Genomic DNA, 14,766 nt, shown 5'->3' on the forward strand with positions numbered 1-14,766 from the left:
TGAAAAAGCCAAAAAGCAGCCGGTATTTCAATCCACGCGACGGGCTGATCAATCTTCTGCGGATGTCGTTGATCAAGGCCACGGGGGCGGACATCGCCGAAGCCATGGAAAAACCCTTCATCGCAATCGCGAATTCGCACACGGAATTGAATCCGGGGCACATGCACCTGCGGACGCTGGCCGAAAAGGCCAAGGAAGGCGTCTTGGCCGCGGGAGGAATCCCCTTCGAGTTCAACGTGCCCGCGCCATGCGACGGAATGTCGGAAGGCCACGAGGGCATGCGTTACATTCTTCCCCAGCGCGAATTGATCGCGAACATCATCGAAACCCATGCCCGAAGTATGATCTTCGACGGTATCGTGCTGATTGCCACGTGCGACAAGATCATTCCGGGCATGATCATGGCCGCGGCGCGCGTGGACATCCCGGCCATCGTGCTGACCGGCGGACCGAACGCTTGGCAAGTCCGATTCGAGACCGGATACAACGAGAGCGTGGATTTCAAGGATTATGCCGGAACCCCGCTCGGCCTGTCTTGCTGCACGGGGGCCTCGTGCGGCGCCTGCGAAGTCATGGGCACAGCGAACACGTTCCAATGCCTGTCCGAAGCGATGGGACTCGCCCTACCCGGTTCCGCGAACGTGCCTGCGTTCCATCCCGCCAAACTGCAATTTGCCCGGAAAACCGGCGCGCGCATCGTGCGCATGGTCGAAGAAGGCCTGAATGTGCGCCGGATCCTCACGCGCGACGCGCTCGAAAACGCCGTCATGACGGACCTCGCCATCGGCGGTTCGACCAATTCGGCGCTCCACTTGCCCGCCATTGCCCACGAACTGGGCATCCATCTGCCATTGTCCGTTTTCAACGATTTCAACCGGCGCATACCGACCCTCTTGTCCATCAGTCCGAACGGCCCGCACGGCATGATGGACCTGTATGCGGCCGGCGGCATGCAGGGCGTGCTCAAGGCCTTGGGCGATTCGCTGCATCTCGACGCCCTGACGGTAACGGGGGAAACGATCGGACAACTTCTCGCGTCGGCGGAAATTCGAAATCCCGCGGTCATACGCCCCAAAAGCGCCCCGTGGCATCCCGAAGGCGGCACGGTCGTTCTCTATGGCAACCTTGCGCCCGACGGCGCCGTGGTCAAACAATCCGCTGTCCGCGAAGACATGCGCGCTTTCAGGGGGCGCGCCCGCGTGATGGACAGCGAACGCGCAGCCTTGGAGGCGCTTGGATCGGGCGCCGTCCATGAAGGCGATGTGCTCGTGATCCGCTACGAGGGCCCCAAGGGCGGCCCGGGCATGCCGGAAACGCTGGCCGTTACGTTGGCCCTGGCCCATTCCGGACTCCGGCGCGTCGCCTTGGTCACGGACGGCCGCTTCTCCGGGGCGACCGAAGGCCCCTGCGTCGGGCATGTATCCCCCGAAGCCTACATCGGCGGACCCATTGCCGGCGTCGAGGAGGGCGACGAAGTCGAGATAGACATTCCCAACCGGCTCCTGCGCGTCCGCAACACGGATCCCGCGTTGCGGCTGGGCGATTTCCAGCCGCCCTGCCGCGAAGTGCCCCCCGGCTTCATGCGCCAGTACGTCAAGTACGTCGCCTCCGCCGCCCGCGGGGCGATAATGGAATAATCATACAATTTTTTGATCGCTTGGGGGGCGAAAGGTCATATAATGGTGGAACGATGGAAACGGGCGGCACATTGGAGAGGCTTTCGGACTCGGACCTCATGCTGCGCGTGCAATGGGGCAGCGAGCCCGCATTCGCCGAGGTGTACAGGCGCTATTATCGCCGGCTGCTGGATTTCTTTTTCGGCATGTCGCGGGATGTCCAGATGGCGGAGGATCTATGCCATGAAACCTTCCTGCGCATTTGGCGATTGCGCGCGCGATACAGCCCGTCCGGTTCGTTTGCGGCGTATGTGTTTACAGTGGCGCGGCATGTCTGGCAGGAACAACGCCGGCAAGTCTTCCGGCAACCACGCACGTTGACGCCATTTTCGGACGATGCGCCGGGCAATGCGTTTACCATTCCCGACGGCCATGCGCCGGACGAGCAGGCCTGTCGCGCCGAAATCGGTGAACAGGTCTTCGCGGCGATCGAAAAACTGCCCGAAGAACAGCGTATGGCCTTTGTGTTGCGCACGGTGAACGGCCTGTCGCTGTATGAAATCGCCGCGGTGATGCAGTGTCCGGTCAACACGGTTCGATCGCGGCGGTTGCTGGCGATTCGGCGTTTGCGTGAACTTTTACAGGGATTGTTTGTGTTATAGACAAGGAAGACAGTGCGTCATGGAATGCAACGATGTGATCAAACGGCTCGTGGATTGGATGGACGGCGGCCTGCCTCCGCGCATGCAGCGTGAAATCGGCGAGCATCTGGAACAGTGTTACCTGTGCGCTGAAGAGGCAAAGATGCTGGCCTCGCTCGAGGAAATGTGCCGCGACGCCCTGCGGTGCCCGGAGGCGCGCAACCGGTTCGAGGCGCTTCGCCCGCATTTGCGGACACCGCACGTGATAATGCCCCCGCCCCGTTATGGTCTGCGCGAGGCCTTGACCGGGCTGCTGGCGGCGTCGGTGGTGATTGCGTTTGGTTGGCTGTTGGCGCCTTATGTGCAGTCCGGCGTTCATTTTGCCCGGCTGCCGGAACGCGTGAGCACCCCGGACTTCGAGAAACTACTCGACAACGAAATCGCCAAGGATTCGCCCAAGGGCCCTATAATGACTCTGCTGGCGTGGGCCCGCGAGATTCAACGCGTGGATCCGCTGGCTTTCGGCGACGGCCATTTTACGCAGGACGCCCCGTCCGCCGAAGCGCCGGACGATTCCCGGGACAAGCCCGTCTCGATGCGCCCGCATGAACGGCCGCGCCTGCTTCTTGCGGACAAAAATGCCCCCAGCGCGTAGCCAATTTGATTGTTCATACGCTATGATTCCCGCATGACAGCGCGCCGATTGACCTTATCGCGATCGCTCAAGGCGGCGATGAATTACCCCAAGTTGGCGGGTCCGGTTCCCCGTCTGCTCGTTTTGGAAAGCCGGTACTGGCTCGACACGGCGTGCGCGAACGCGGCGCGGCGCCTGGGATGGGACGTTGAATGCGTGCCGGTGGTCGCGGAAGGGACGCTGCCGCGCGAAGCGGTGGCGCGGCTACTGCGGACGCTGATCGAATTCCGGCCCGATTTTCTGTTGTCGGTCAATCTCGGCGGGATGGACGTGGGGGGGATGTTCGGGGGATTGTTCGAGGATTTGGGGCTTCCCTTTGTGGCGTGGTTTGTGGACGATCCGCGAACCATCATCATGGATCGTTCCTGTTATGCCACATCGCGTTCCCTCGCGCTCACGTGGGAACGCGCCTATGAGCCGTATCTGAAATCGGTGGGATTTCCCGTGGTCGAATACATGCCTTTGGCGGTGGATCGAAGTCTATTCGACGCGGGACCGGCGGAAACATGGACTCTGCCCTGCACCTTCGTCGGCAATTCAATGACGGCGCCCGCGGCCCAGGCATGGCGCAAGGCCGCGGAAAACACGGAATTGGCCGACGCCCTGAAAACGGCGCTCGACACGGGCCGCGTCACGCGCGAAACATTCGCGGAGGGACTGGCGGCCATCCTGCCGGAACCATTGCTTTCGCGGCTGGATGCCGAATTCAGGATGCGCGCCGAACTGGCGCTATTTACCGAGGCCACACGGCGGCTGCGCCAATGTTTCATCCAGGCGCTTCCAGGCGACGCAGTGTGTGTGTTCGGCGACGACGGATGGGACGACATCGCCCAATGGCGAGGGGGCCCGGTGAATTACGAACGCGATTTGGCGGCGGTTTACCGGTGTTCGGAAATCAATCTGAACGTGACGAGCATGCAAATGGCTTCCGCCGTGAACCAACGGGTTTTCGATTGTCCGGCGGCGGGCGGATTCCTGCTGACCGACGCGCAATCGTCGCTGATGGACTTGTTCGACCCGGACTCCGAAATCGTTTGCTACCATTCCCTCGACGAGGCGGCCGCGCTGATTCGCGAATATCGCGCAAGGCCCGCGAAGCGAAAGAACATCGTGCAGCGCGCACGCGCCCGCGTTTTCAATGAACACACTTACGAGCATCGCCTGATCGATCTGGAGGCATTGGTGCGCGCCCATTTCGCATGACCTGAAGATTTTGTCCTGAACGCGGATCTTCAAGCAACGGTACAGCGGGGGAGACTCTCCGCCCGGTTTCAAAGCGGGGGCGGCGGAATGGCCTCGCCGGGTTTGCGATTGATCGGCGTGACGCCCATGCGATTCCAGTCAATCTTCCGCGTAATCTTCGTGCCTTTGGGTTTGAGCGCGGTGAAGTCCTGAAAATTTTTATATAGGATGCGTTCAAGGAGATCCGTTTTGAGGGCAAGCCCCCTGAATTCTTCGCGGGGCAACACGGACGTGGTGTAAGCGGTCTGCGTGAGCATGTCGAGATAAACCCTGAAGCGGTCGTGAATCCATTCGACGGTCTTGAGCGCTTCGGGAGTAACGACGAGATCGGTCGCGTACATGAACCGCGTGGGGTATTTGTTGAAAAGTGCGCGAAATTTGTCGGGCGACTTCGATATGCGGCGCAATCCGGCGGACAGGAAATCGTCGTGCCCGAACGAGATGTCGGAATACAAATTGGGATAGGTGTCGAGGAATTCCTCGAGCCGCGTCTGGAGAATGGACGACAACATGAAGTGCGGGCAGACGACTTTCATGTCGGGAAACGCATCGAGAACAGCGATGAATTCCTGCGCAAATCCGGGGGCTTTCGGGCTGGGATTGACATGCAGGCAAACAGGGACAAAATGATCCTGGCAGTACTGATAGACGGGCAGCATGCCGGGATCGTCCATCGCCACGGGATGGAACATGTACTGGTTCGTCTTTTTGACGATATAACCGTGGCCGAGATACAGCTTGAGCCCTTTCGCGCCACGATCGACAAGTTTGCTGAATTTTTCGAGTTTGTCCGGATCGAGCGGATTGAGGGTGGGCCATGCCTCGAAACGGTCTGGATATTTTTCGCAGATCTTCATCAATTCCTCGTTGACTTCATCGTACCCGGTAAAGCCGACCGAGGGGTTCAATGTCAATGTAAAACGGGAACTGCCCATGAGGCAGGTTTTACCAATGCCCGCCGCATCCATGGCCGCCAGCATTTTGGGGACTTCCTCGAGCGACGCGATGTGCTCGTGAACGTCAATGATGAGCCGCTGCTCCTGGATGCGCTTCAGGTCGGTGGTGGCGGAAACAGGCTGGCGGTGTACCCGGCGGGGCCAGAAAATGGCGAGAAGGATCAGCAGGACAACACCGGCGAGCAACCAAGCGCGTTTGGTGCGTGTTTTTCGCATGAGGGTCAGGGCAGGCGCTTTATTTTGTCTCATTTCGACGGAAAAAGCCTTTCCATATTGGTTTCGTAAATTTTCCGGAGCGTGTCATCGTCAAGCGCAAGGCCGCGAAAAACACCTGCCTCGTTGCGGCTGTTGCGTGGAGCATAGGCCGCGCCCTTGGCGCCGAGCGCATAGCGGAAGGCATCCTTTTCAAGCATTTCGCGGCATGCGCGCAACACGTCCGCAATCCACGGTTCCGTCTTCTCTTTGTTTCCCGTGACCACCATGTCCGTGCCGAACAAGGTGCGATCCGCGTATTTCTTCAAAAATTCGCGGAAAGGTTCCGGATCGCGGCTGACCGCCTCGAATCCATCCACGAGAATCGTGCGCGTGCCGAAACTCGTGTCCGTGTACAGGTTCGGGTAGGTGTCCATAAGGCGTTGAAAGACGCGCCACGGCTCTTCGCGTGGACGGAAAAACGTCACGCCGAAATGTGGAACGATGACAATCATTTCGGGAAACTGTTTCATGACGCGCTCGAATTCGTCCGCGTATTTCGTGATATTGACATGCCAGCAGATCGGAAACTTGGTTTCCGCGCAATATTGGTACACGGGGATCATGCCGGGATCGTCGAGCGCCTTGTCGTAGAAGTTGCCGTGGCCGGTGTAGAGTTTGAGGCCCATCGCGCCGGCCTCGCGAAATCGCTTGATCTTGTCGAGTTTCTCCGGATCGTTCGGATGGATGGTGCAGAACGGGATGATCCGCCCCGGATGTTCGCGCGCGGCGGCAAGGATTTCCTCTGTGTTTTCGTCGTTGCCCTTGTCCTGCGGTTTGCGTGCGCCCATGAGCGTGTATTCGGAACTCGCCACGAAAAGCGTGCGAGCGATTCCGGTCTTCTCGGCGGCGTTGAGATACTTGTCGAGGTACTTCCGCGAAAACAGGTGCTCGTGCGCGTTCACGACCTTGAACGGACGCAAGGGCGCATCGGACGGAGCGTCGGACGGCGGCGGCAGTCCCTCCGGGGGGCGGTTCAGCACTTGGTAGACCGCCGCCGCGGCGGCAAACGCCACGCCCACAAGAACCAGGATTTCCCAACCGGATAAGGCGCGCTTTGGGCGGCCGGCGGGCGGGGGGGGCGTTTTCCCGGTGTCATTGCGATCTTCGCGCTTCGATTCGCGTTTCATTCTTCATCCTTTTTCCCAAGACACAAGGGTCGGATCTTCGTCCCTTCCTCATGTGAAGAAACACATGCGACAACGATAACGGACACGGGAACGAACAAGCCGTAAAAGCCCGTGTGGAAAATGCGCCTAGCAAAACTGCTCCAGATACCATGCGCCGCGACAGAATCCTTCCTCGCGCGTCTGGGCGCCGTCCTCGTGTTCGATGCTCAGCACGCCGTCATACCCGTTCGCGCGCAGATGACTGATGTATTCGCCCCAATTGATGTTGCCGAATCCGGGGATCACGTAGCGCCACCATCCGCCGCCGTAAATGCCCACTTTCGCGCGCTTCGCCTTGTCCACCAACGTGTCCTTGGCGTGCGTGTGGAAAATGCGCCGCCCGTAAAGCGACACCGGAACGAGATGATCGCATTCCTGGTGATACAAATGCGACGGATCGTAGTTCAGACCAAAGCGATCGTCCTTCATGACCTCGAACAGCGCCTCGAACGTGTCAAGTCCCTGCAAGCATGTCGCAAAGTAATTTTCCATGGCAAGATTGATTTTCTTCTTGCGCGCTTGCGCCAAAATGGGCGCGAAAACCTTGGGCACCACCTGCCGAATGGTGTCAATCTTGCTCATGCCCGGCAGCGGCGATCCGGTCAGCATGCACACGGTCGGCACACCGAGCATGGCCGCGGCATCTATTGTTTTGATGGCATGCGCCTGGACCGCCTTGACACGTTTCGGATCGGTGGTGTCCGTGTAATAGGCGAGGCTCGAAATCTGAAGACCCCGCTCGGCCAGCATGTCCTTGATTTTTTCCGCCTGCGCGGCGGTCAGCCGGGCGGGATCGATGTGCCGGCTCCCCGGATGGGCGACCACTTCCAGGCAGGGAATGCCCGCCTCCTCCGCGAAATCCATCACCGTTTCCAGTTTTTCATTCTCGAACGGTCCCGTCAACATCCCGACTTTCATCTGGTCTTTTCCTTTCCAAACCGATTTTCGACTATATCATTCATGCCCGCAATCAAATCATTTGATTGCTCTTGAACAGACGGCCCCGGTAGACGCGGATTTCACGGCGCCGGTTTCTAAATATGCAATAACACTTTCAATACGTCCGGCGCGGCGGCGCGCTGCATGGCCACGTCCGCGTCGCGCAACTCATAGGTTTCGGTAATCATCGGGCGGACCTCCACCGTGTTCGAGGCAAGCGCCTCGAGCGCGGGGCGAAACGGGCCGCATCGCGAACCGATAATCCTGATTTCATTGATGACCGGCAGGCTGAGATTGAGCGGACCGGTGTCCGCAAGGGTCGTCTTGAGCACGATGGCGCCTTCCGGCCGTACCAGTTCAAGCGCGCGCGCGATGCCTTCCGGCGATCCCGTTGCCTCGACGACCATGTCCACGTTCCGCTCGACGGGATCGTCTTTCAGGGCGGTCGGTATATGCAGGGCGTTGAGCAGGGCCAGTTTCCACTCATGCTTTCCGATGCAAAGCAGTTTTTTCGTCAAAAGCCACAACACCTGCGCGCACAACTGGCCCAGTTTGCCGTCGCCCAGCACCACGACGCGATCATTCGCCGTGACCGGAATTTGCTCGACGATGCGAAACGCCGCCGCCAGCGGTTCGGTGAACACCGCCACGTCGTCGCGGATTGAAGCCGGCACGATATGCAGATTTTCCTCCGGCAGCGTGACAAATTCCGCAAAGGCGCCCTGCCGTCCAGCGATGCCGAGCACCGTGCGGTTCAGGCAATGATGCGGCATCTCGAGCTGGCAGAAGGGGCATTTGTGGCAAACGCAGTTGATTTCACCGGTCACGCGCTTGCCTTGCAGATTGGGATTCGCGCATTGCTCGACCACGCCCACGAACTCGTGGCCCGGCACGCCCCTGAAGCCCAAATAGCCACGGAGAATTTCGAGATCCGTGTTGCAGATTCCCGCCGTCAGAACCCGAATCAACGCCTCGCCTTCGCCAGGCCGTGGAATCGGTAGTTCCGTTACGCGCAATTCACCGTCGAACACCAAGGCTCGCATATCCAACGCTCCGGTTGTATGACGTCGGCGGCGGACAATCCACAGGGCCGCCGTCAACGCCATGATTTACTTGCCGGCAACCTCTGGGCATGAAGCACAGAATGACCCGGCAAGAACTCCTATTCAACACCACTGGGCGCACGGATTCAAGTAAGCGCTTTTGAATCGCATTGACAGTTTTGCACCCGCATGATACAATGAAATTGCGCAAATGCCGTAAATGTATTTTTTCGCGAAAAATTCTGGTTGAATACGGGTTTCAATGCCCTGTGAACCTCATGAATCAGTACACGCCTTTATTTATTTGTGAACAAACGACCACGGAACATCGCGCATGAGTAAAAAGGTGTTCACAAGCGGCGAGGTGGCGGAAATCTGCGGGGTATCGGCCGATACGGTCGGGCGGTGGTTCGATTTGGGACAGATTGAGGGATACCGTTTGGGACGCGGGCGCGATCGGCGGATTCCCTACGAAAATCTTCGGGCCTTCATGATCAAGCACAATATTCCCTTGGACCGGCTCGACATGGGGGAGGGCCGGATCCTGGTGGTGGATGACGATCCCTTTTATCTGGATATTATTCCGTCGGCTTTGACCCGCTTCGCGGAGTATACGGTGCTGACGGCATCCACCGGATTCGATGCCGGCGCACTGGTCGTCCAGTATAACCCGCAATTGGTAATCCTCGACATCCATTTGTCGGACATTGACGGACGAATGGTCTGCAAGCGCGTGAAGGATCGCCCTGAAACCAGGCATTCGCGCGTGCTGGCCATTTCAGGTTATCTCGATGAAATCGAAATGCGCCAACTGTCCCAATATGGATTCGATGGATGCCTCAAGAAACCGTTTGGCCTTGCCGAACTGGAAGCAGCCGTGCGACGACTCATTGACAAGCCGCCGGGTTCCGTCGCCAACGCCAAGCCTTCTTACTTCAAATAACAGGGATTGTCAAACCTTGCCTTGACTACTGGATAACAAACTCATCCACACAAAGCAACGCGGGTTTGCCGCACGATGGAAGGCCTTCGGGAATGGTTCCCAGGTTTTTAGCTTGCACCTTTGCAAAACGAACCGTGGCGGTTTCCGGCAACTCGATCACAAACGTTTTGACGGCGGGATCAACCGCTGCCGGCGGAACCTCGTTGGACACCACACCCACGCTCCGGTAATTGGCGCCATCCTCGGAAACCAGATATTCGACCGAAACCGGAAAGAAAGCCCCTTTCGCCGGAAGTTGGAGGAACTGCGTCTGTAACCGTTTCACGGGCATGGACGCGCCGAGATCGATTATGGTGTCCAAATCCGCGCCCTCGTAGCCCTGCCATGCGGGATGCGTCAAATCCGGTTGGGCCAAACGACCATCAGCCAAGGCATCGGGGCCGCCGCCGCTGAAAGGCGCCGTATAGCCTACCGTCGCAACCACCTTCTTGCCGGTAGCGAGATGTTCGGCCTTTTCGCCGGAGGCGGCGCCGGCCGCGGCGCCCATCATTTCCTGAATTGTCTGCTCGGCGGATTCAGCTTTTGGAATATTTGCGATCAAGTCCCACAGGGACGTTTTCAATTCACGCAACGCCAAGACGCTCACAATCCACGCCTGCGACCAGCCCGACTCGATGGACCACGCACCCCAGCCATTGTCGCCGTCGCTTGCCCAGAATTCCCAGCGGTCGAAATCGAACGCGCGATACCAGCCGCCGTCGAGTTCGACGTGTTCCTCGCTCCGAATCTGTATCTTGCAAAGGAACTGGGCCAGTTTCTTTTCGGCTTCCTCATATTTGCTTTCGCCTGCCGCAACGGCTTCATGCAGTCCCAGCAACGCAAAATTGCAGGTATAGAGCAAATCGCAGGCATTATCCGCATTGGATTGGATGATCGGCATTTCGCGCGCGCCGTATTCGTCGTGCGACTGGGCTTGAATGGCAAGTCCGATCGAGGCATCGCCGAGCATTTCGCGGATCGCCCCGCACGGTTCCTGCTTTGCGACAAGATCATCGGCGACGCGGCGCAGCCATTCGCGATGTTCGGGCTTGTCTTCGACACGCACCAACCAGGCGAGCGGCAACAACATGCGCGCGCGTTCTTCCTGAAGCCCCATGGTCCAGCGCCATTGGGAGGGATAGCCCTCCATTGTCGCCCGGATGGCCTGCTTGGCGCGGTCGAGGAATGGCGCGTAACCTGTCTGTTTGTGGCCCCAGAGATAGGCCGCCCACAAATACGCTTGGTAATGCGGACTCAACTGAATCGTCGGCGAATTGAAATAATGCAGCCAACCGGCCTGCTGCAACCGTTCTTCCTCGATGCGGTTTTCGCGGAAACCAAGCGGCCCCGTTGTGCGCAGATTGGCCAGCAGACAACGGAGAACCGGCGCCTGCCATCGGTCGGCCTTGACGAGCGCCGCCGTCGCGATAATGCCCAGCAGACTCCGCGCATTGTCATCGCCGTAATACACCCCTTCACCGCCCGTCGTATTCCAACCCAGCAGGCCGTACGAAGGACTCTTCGCGTCCGCACGGGGGCCCTTGTGCAGTTGCGATTCGCCCAGCACGAAATCCACGAGATGAGCCGCCGTTTCAAGGCTGATGGCGGCGTTGTTAAGCGTGCCGTCAAAGGCCATGGCCATGGCGGCCTCGCTCATGCAATCCGCGCGCAAGACATAACGAACCGGCTGATAGCCTTCCATGTCAATCCGCGAAACGACGCCCTCCAGCAAGCCAAGCGTACCGTCGCCCGTTTTCCAGTCCGGTTCCGGACGCGGTCCAACGCCGTCCGGGGCTTTGGCGAAGGCTGCGGCCTTTTCCTGCCAGGCCGGATGCACGAGTAACTTCGCGTTGTAGTACCATTGCACGCCGCGACGCACCGCCTGCCGTTGGACATCGGGAGGCAGCCCCTCTTCCCGCTGATAGGCGGGGGCAACCGTAGGCGTCCACAAGGGCACCGTGATCTTGCGTTGCGACAACCATTCCAGCGTCGCGCTCCACATCGTGCGCCAGGCGTCCATCGGCGCATAGCGTCCACGGATAAAGTGGCTCAGTTTCGTCGAGGACAGAAGGACCTGGCCGATGGGGTATTTGTAAAGAACGGGAAATATCTTGCTGTCCGGTTGGAGCGGATCCGTGAATTCAGGCATCGGATAGGCCAGGGTGTCGTATCCCGCGACGCGCGATGCCGCCAAATGGGAATAGCGGATATTCACAGGAGTCAGAAAGTAATCGTGCAGGCTCAGAATGCGTCCCTTGGGCAAATTCGGACCAAAGAAATCCGATTCAACCACGAGGCGCTCCGCATGCGCCGGACGCGGCGGCAGGATAACGAATCCGAGCAACTTTTCCGGAAATTCGACGAAAAGGCGGATATTTTTCCGTCCGGCAAGGTCAATATCGTCCTCGGTGACGACCGTTTGCAGGTCGGGATATTCATCCGCAAGGACCAGCACCCCCGATTCGTTGGGCGCATAACGCAATGCTTCGAGCGGCGTGTCGAAACGCATCCATGTGCCCCCGCGGGAAGACAACAAATCGTACAAGTCATTGTCCGGCTGACAGGCAAAAACAAGCCGCATGCGCGCCGGCTCCTGCGCATGAATGCCCGCGGATGCCAGGCAAAGCACCAAAACCAGGGAACACATCACGGCGCACCGCGCGCCGTACGATATATGCGACGCTGGAAACGAAGCCATGAAATGCAATCCGCAATCAACAATTCGTTTCATGGTCAAACTCCTTCCCGATTGCCTTCTGCCATCAGATGACCCGTTCGCGGCGTTCATTGTACCAACGTTTGAGCGCCCCAAACCAGCGACAGACGGCCCGCAAACATGGACAATGAATCGTCAGCGTTCTGCCTTCTGCCTCTTATACCATTCCACAAACCGTCCGACACCCTCGTCCATCGAAAATTTCGGCGCGTAACCCAGCAGCGCCCGGGCATGATCGATATCCGCGAACGTGATGGACACATCACCCGGCTGCAAGGGCCGCGGCTCGATGATCGCCTCCTTGCCGCAGTGGCGTGCGATCATCTCGATGAGATCGCGCAGGCTGGTCGTATGATGTTCGCCCAGATTGAAGATTTCGTAGCGGAACGGCGTGTCCACGCACCGCACCAACCCGTCCAGAATATCCTCGATATACGTGTAATCCCGCCGCGTTGAACCATCGCCAAACATCGGCACCGGCCGCCCCTCGAGGATCAGCCGGGTAAACTTGTGGATGGCCATGTCGGGACGCTGCCGCGGACCGTACACGGTGAAGAACCGCAGCATCGTCACGTTCAGCCCGTACAAATGGCTGTACACGTGCGCCTGGAGTTCGTTCATCCGTTTCGTGGCCGCGTAAGGGCTCACCGGACGCGCCACGGGATCCGTTTCGCGGAACGGCACATCGGTCGAACCGCCGTACACCGACGAACTCGACGCGAAAACGAGGTTGTCCACCTTGAAATCGCGGCACGCATCGAGTATGTGCTGGCCGCCGATTACGTTCACGCGATGGTACAGATTCGGATTTTCGACCGACGGCCGCACCCCCGCGCGCGCCGCCAGATGAACGACCACTTCCGGACGTTCCGCCTCGAAGACCGCACGCAAGCCGGGCTCGTCGCAAATATCGGTTTCGTGCAGCGTGTAGCGTTCGTTCTTCAGGGCTTCCGCCACATTGGCCCGCTTGATCGCCGGATTATAATAATCGTTGAACTCGTCCAAACCCGCAACCGTATCGCCACGGTCCAGCAATCGTTCCGCCAAATGCGAGCCGATGAACCCCGCCGCGCCTGTAATCAACACCCGCTTCATGCCTTCACTCCTGTTCCCTTGAATGATGGCAGGGACTATACCAGCCATGAAGCCTTCCCCGCCAGCCTGTCGAAGAAAAGGCCATATGCAATGGGGATAGAACCCTTCAACACGAACGAGACTGGCAATCCCCTTTCGGCAAATATGCACCCCAGCGGCAACGACATCGCAACAAAACGCACGGACCCATCCGGCGTGTTGCCTGATTATCCAGTCTTGATGGCATAGATTGACGCAGGATACGTCACTGGCTGCCGAATGGGCGGTAAGAACAAAACGATAACCCGTCTCCGGCCCGGAAAATCAACAAATTGATCAGTTGAAAATCGTTTTGAAATAGTCGCTGTTGTCCAGCAGATTCAGTTCGATTTTCGCGAAAGACCGGACTTCTTCGTCGGAGATCGGCGCATGCGTTACCCGAGCCGGCTTGGATTCCGGCGGAACGGATTTGTGTTCGTGATTTTCACCTTGCGGGACAAACTCATCCGGCGGGGATTCGTCGGAAGCGCCTTCCTCGGCAATCATCAGTTCCACCCGTTCGCGAATAAATTTGGAGAGCACAGCCACAAGGTGCTCACGCTTCTCGTGAATCGTGCCTTGGGCCATAATTTCCTTGTCAAGCGGTAATACATGGCCGCAGAACACCACCACAAGTCCTTGGCATTCCGGGCACGGTCCGATGATAATAGTCCCGACCGGAGGCAACATAATCTGACCGTGTGCGTTGCAATGCGGGCACTTCACTTCGATGAGTGACAACATGGTCAATACCTCCTTGTCTTGGCCACAACTTCAGGCCTATCTTCTTTCTGCTATAACTATATCTTATAACACATCATTTTGTCAAGGTAATCCCGCTTTTATTGAAAATCCGGGAAATAACAGCAAATTTTTTGATTTTCCCGCCGGGTATGCGGCATTTTCAAACTGCGAAAATCGCTTTTACCGGGTTGTTGCGGGAGAATTTGCCGTCTTTGCCTGAATTGCCTGGAGTAATTCTTGGGCTTCATCGCGGCGCGTGGCCTTTCGATCATGCCAGCCCGGATAGGTCAGGAGCGTTGTTCCGTAGACTTGTCGAATGGATTCGATCGTTACCTCGGTGGTGGCATCTGAAGCCGGTTTCAAGGATATGGTGTACTTGGTTCGATTCAACCGCAACAGGCTGTGGCGCTGGCCGGTAAAAGCCACGAAGACGCCGCGCTTGTCTCGCGTGTAAATATCATACCCCTTTTCACGCAAGACGGCCTTCGTCATCTGCCATGCTTCATCGAAGGGCGCATTGATCGTGACCGTTTCGGTAATGGCAAACCCGGTGGTGTCCCGTGCGGCGCGCGCACAACCGCCCACGGCGGCCAGTATCGCCAGCAACGCCAAAACCTGCCCTACGTTACGGATTTTCATGGCGGCTCCTTCCTGAAGCG

Annotated in this window: 13 protein-coding genes; 5 read left to right on the forward strand and 8 right to left on the reverse strand. The window is 58.4% G+C overall.

Annotation, left to right across the window (positions count from 1 at the left end; translation table 11 throughout):
• The first annotated feature begins 62 nt into the window (after window positions 1-62).
• Genes ilvD through P5540_01390 form a run of 4 tightly spaced genes read left to right on the forward strand, consistent with a single transcriptional unit; the run spans window position 63 to window position 4,154 of the window.
• A complete protein-coding gene (ilvD, locus tag P5540_01375) occupies window positions 63-1,637 on the forward strand; it encodes a dihydroxy-acid dehydratase (protein HRT63449.1) in 1,575 nt (524 codons plus the stop codon).
• A 53-nt stretch (window positions 1,638-1,690) separates the two neighbouring features.
• Complete coding sequence (locus tag P5540_01380) at window positions 1,691-2,278, forward strand: sigma-70 family RNA polymerase sigma factor (protein HRT63450.1); 588 nt, start codon at window positions 1,691-1,693, stop codon at window positions 2,276-2,278.
• A 19-nt stretch (window positions 2,279-2,297) separates the two neighbouring features.
• Window positions 2,298-2,912, forward strand: a complete 615-nt coding sequence (locus P5540_01385) for a zf-HC2 domain-containing protein (GenBank protein ID HRT63451.1) — start codon at window positions 2,298-2,300, stop codon at window positions 2,910-2,912.
• 33 nt (window positions 2,913-2,945) lie between these two features.
• The gene (locus P5540_01390) at window positions 2,946-4,154 is read left to right on the forward strand and encodes a glycosyltransferase (GenBank protein HRT63452.1); all 1,209 of its coding nucleotides are present in this window, start codon (window positions 2,946-2,948) and stop codon (window positions 4,152-4,154) included.
• Window positions 4,155-4,222: 68 nt separating this feature from the next.
• Here P5540_01390 and P5540_01395 read toward each other — a convergent pair whose 3' ends face one another.
• The 4 genes from P5540_01395 to P5540_01410 form a co-directional block, all read right to left on the reverse strand.
• The gene (locus P5540_01395; GenBank protein HRT63453.1) at window positions 4,223-5,398 is read right to left on the reverse strand and encodes an amidohydrolase family protein; all 1,176 of its coding nucleotides are present in this window, start codon (window positions 5,396-5,398) and stop codon (window positions 4,223-4,225) included.
• Window positions 5,395-6,531, reverse strand: coding sequence for an amidohydrolase family protein (locus P5540_01400; GenBank protein HRT63454.1), 1,137 nt, complete (start codon window positions 6,529-6,531; stop codon window positions 5,395-5,397). Before P5540_01400 ends, P5540_01395 begins: the two co-directional genes overlap by 4 nt.
• A 126-nt stretch (window positions 6,532-6,657) precedes the next feature.
• Window positions 6,658-7,488 carry a sugar phosphate isomerase/epimerase family protein gene (locus tag P5540_01405; protein HRT63455.1) on the reverse strand — a complete coding sequence of 277 codons (831 nt, stop codon included), beginning with the start codon at window positions 7,486-7,488 and terminating at the stop codon, window positions 6,658-6,660.
• 116 nt (window positions 7,489-7,604) lie between these two features.
• A complete protein-coding gene (locus P5540_01410) occupies window positions 7,605-8,552 on the reverse strand; it encodes an alcohol dehydrogenase catalytic domain-containing protein (protein HRT63456.1) in 948 nt (315 codons plus the stop codon).
• A 334-nt stretch (window positions 8,553-8,886) separates the two neighbouring features.
• Here P5540_01410 and P5540_01415 point away from each other — a divergent pair, with 334 nt between their 5' ends.
• Window positions 8,887-9,495 carry a response regulator gene (locus P5540_01415; GenBank protein ID HRT63457.1) on the forward strand — a complete coding sequence of 203 codons (609 nt, stop codon included), beginning with the start codon at window positions 8,887-8,889 and terminating at the stop codon, window positions 9,493-9,495.
• A 25-nt stretch (window positions 9,496-9,520) separates the two neighbouring features.
• Here the strand turns inward: P5540_01415 and P5540_01420 are convergent, their stop codons facing one another.
• The 4 genes from P5540_01420 to P5540_01435 all read right to left on the reverse strand — a co-directional run bounded on the left by P5540_01420 (window position 9,521) and on the right by P5540_01435 (window position 14,746).
• Window positions 9,521-12,265: a discoidin domain-containing protein gene (locus tag P5540_01420; protein HRT63458.1), complete on the reverse strand. Its 2,745-nt coding sequence runs from the start codon at window positions 12,263-12,265 to the stop codon at window positions 9,521-9,523.
• Window positions 12,266-12,385: 120 nt separating this feature from the next.
• On the reverse strand, window positions 12,386-13,345 hold the full coding sequence (locus P5540_01425; GenBank protein HRT63459.1) for a GDP-mannose 4,6-dehydratase: 960 nt from the start codon (window positions 13,343-13,345) through the stop codon (window positions 12,386-12,388).
• A gap of 315 nt (window positions 13,346-13,660) precedes the next feature.
• Window positions 13,661-14,107 carry a hypothetical protein gene (locus P5540_01430; protein HRT63460.1) on the reverse strand — a complete coding sequence of 149 codons (447 nt, stop codon included), beginning with the start codon at window positions 14,105-14,107 and terminating at the stop codon, window positions 13,661-13,663.
• 180 nt (window positions 14,108-14,287) lie between these two features.
• The gene (locus P5540_01435) at window positions 14,288-14,746 is read right to left on the reverse strand and encodes a hypothetical protein (protein ID HRT63461.1); all 459 of its coding nucleotides are present in this window, start codon (window positions 14,744-14,746) and stop codon (window positions 14,288-14,290) included.
• Window positions 14,747-14,766: the final 20 nt, after the last annotated feature.

The sequence above is a fragment of the Candidatus Hydrogenedentota bacterium genome, from assembly GCA_035450225.1.
GTDB lineage: Bacteria > Hydrogenedentota > Hydrogenedentia > Hydrogenedentales > SLHB01 > DSVR01.

Excerpts from the sequence above, each read along its gene's own strand:
- ilvD (HRT63449.1), top strand. The coding sequence starts at position 63 with ATGTCGTTGATCAAGGCCACGGGGGCGGACATCGCCGAAGCCATGGAA.
- P5540_01380 (HRT63450.1), top strand. The coding sequence starts at position 1,691 with ATGGAAACGGGCGGCACATTGGAGAGGCTTTCGGACTCGGACCTCATG.
- P5540_01385 (HRT63451.1), top strand. The coding sequence starts at position 2,298 with ATGGAATGCAACGATGTGATCAAACGGCTCGTGGATTGGATGGACGGC.
- P5540_01390 (HRT63452.1), top strand. The coding sequence starts at position 2,946 with ATGACAGCGCGCCGATTGACCTTATCGCGATCGCTCAAGGCGGCGATG.
- P5540_01395 (HRT63453.1), bottom strand. The coding sequence starts at position 5,398 with ATGAGACAAAATAAAGCGCCTGCCCTGACCCTCATGCGAAAAACACGC.
- P5540_01400 (HRT63454.1), bottom strand. The coding sequence starts at position 6,531 with ATGAAACGCGAATCGAAGCGCGAAGATCGCAATGACACCGGGAAAACG.
- P5540_01405 (HRT63455.1), bottom strand. The coding sequence starts at position 7,488 with ATGAAAGTCGGGATGTTGACGGGACCGTTCGAGAATGAAAAACTGGAA.
- P5540_01410 (HRT63456.1), bottom strand. The coding sequence starts at position 8,552 with ATGCGAGCCTTGGTGTTCGACGGTGAATTGCGCGTAACGGAACTACCG.
- P5540_01415 (HRT63457.1), top strand. The coding sequence starts at position 8,887 with ATGAGTAAAAAGGTGTTCACAAGCGGCGAGGTGGCGGAAATCTGCGGG.
- P5540_01420 (HRT63458.1), bottom strand. The coding sequence starts at position 12,265 with ATGAAACGAATTGTTGATTGCGGATTGCATTTCATGGCTTCGTTTCCA.
- P5540_01425 (HRT63459.1), bottom strand. The coding sequence starts at position 13,345 with ATGAAGCGGGTGTTGATTACAGGCGCGGCGGGGTTCATCGGCTCGCAT.
- P5540_01430 (HRT63460.1), bottom strand. The coding sequence starts at position 14,107 with ATGTTGTCACTCATCGAAGTGAAGTGCCCGCATTGCAACGCACACGGT.
- P5540_01435 (HRT63461.1), bottom strand. The coding sequence starts at position 14,746 with ATGAAAATCCGTAACGTAGGGCAGGTTTTGGCGTTGCTGGCGATACTG.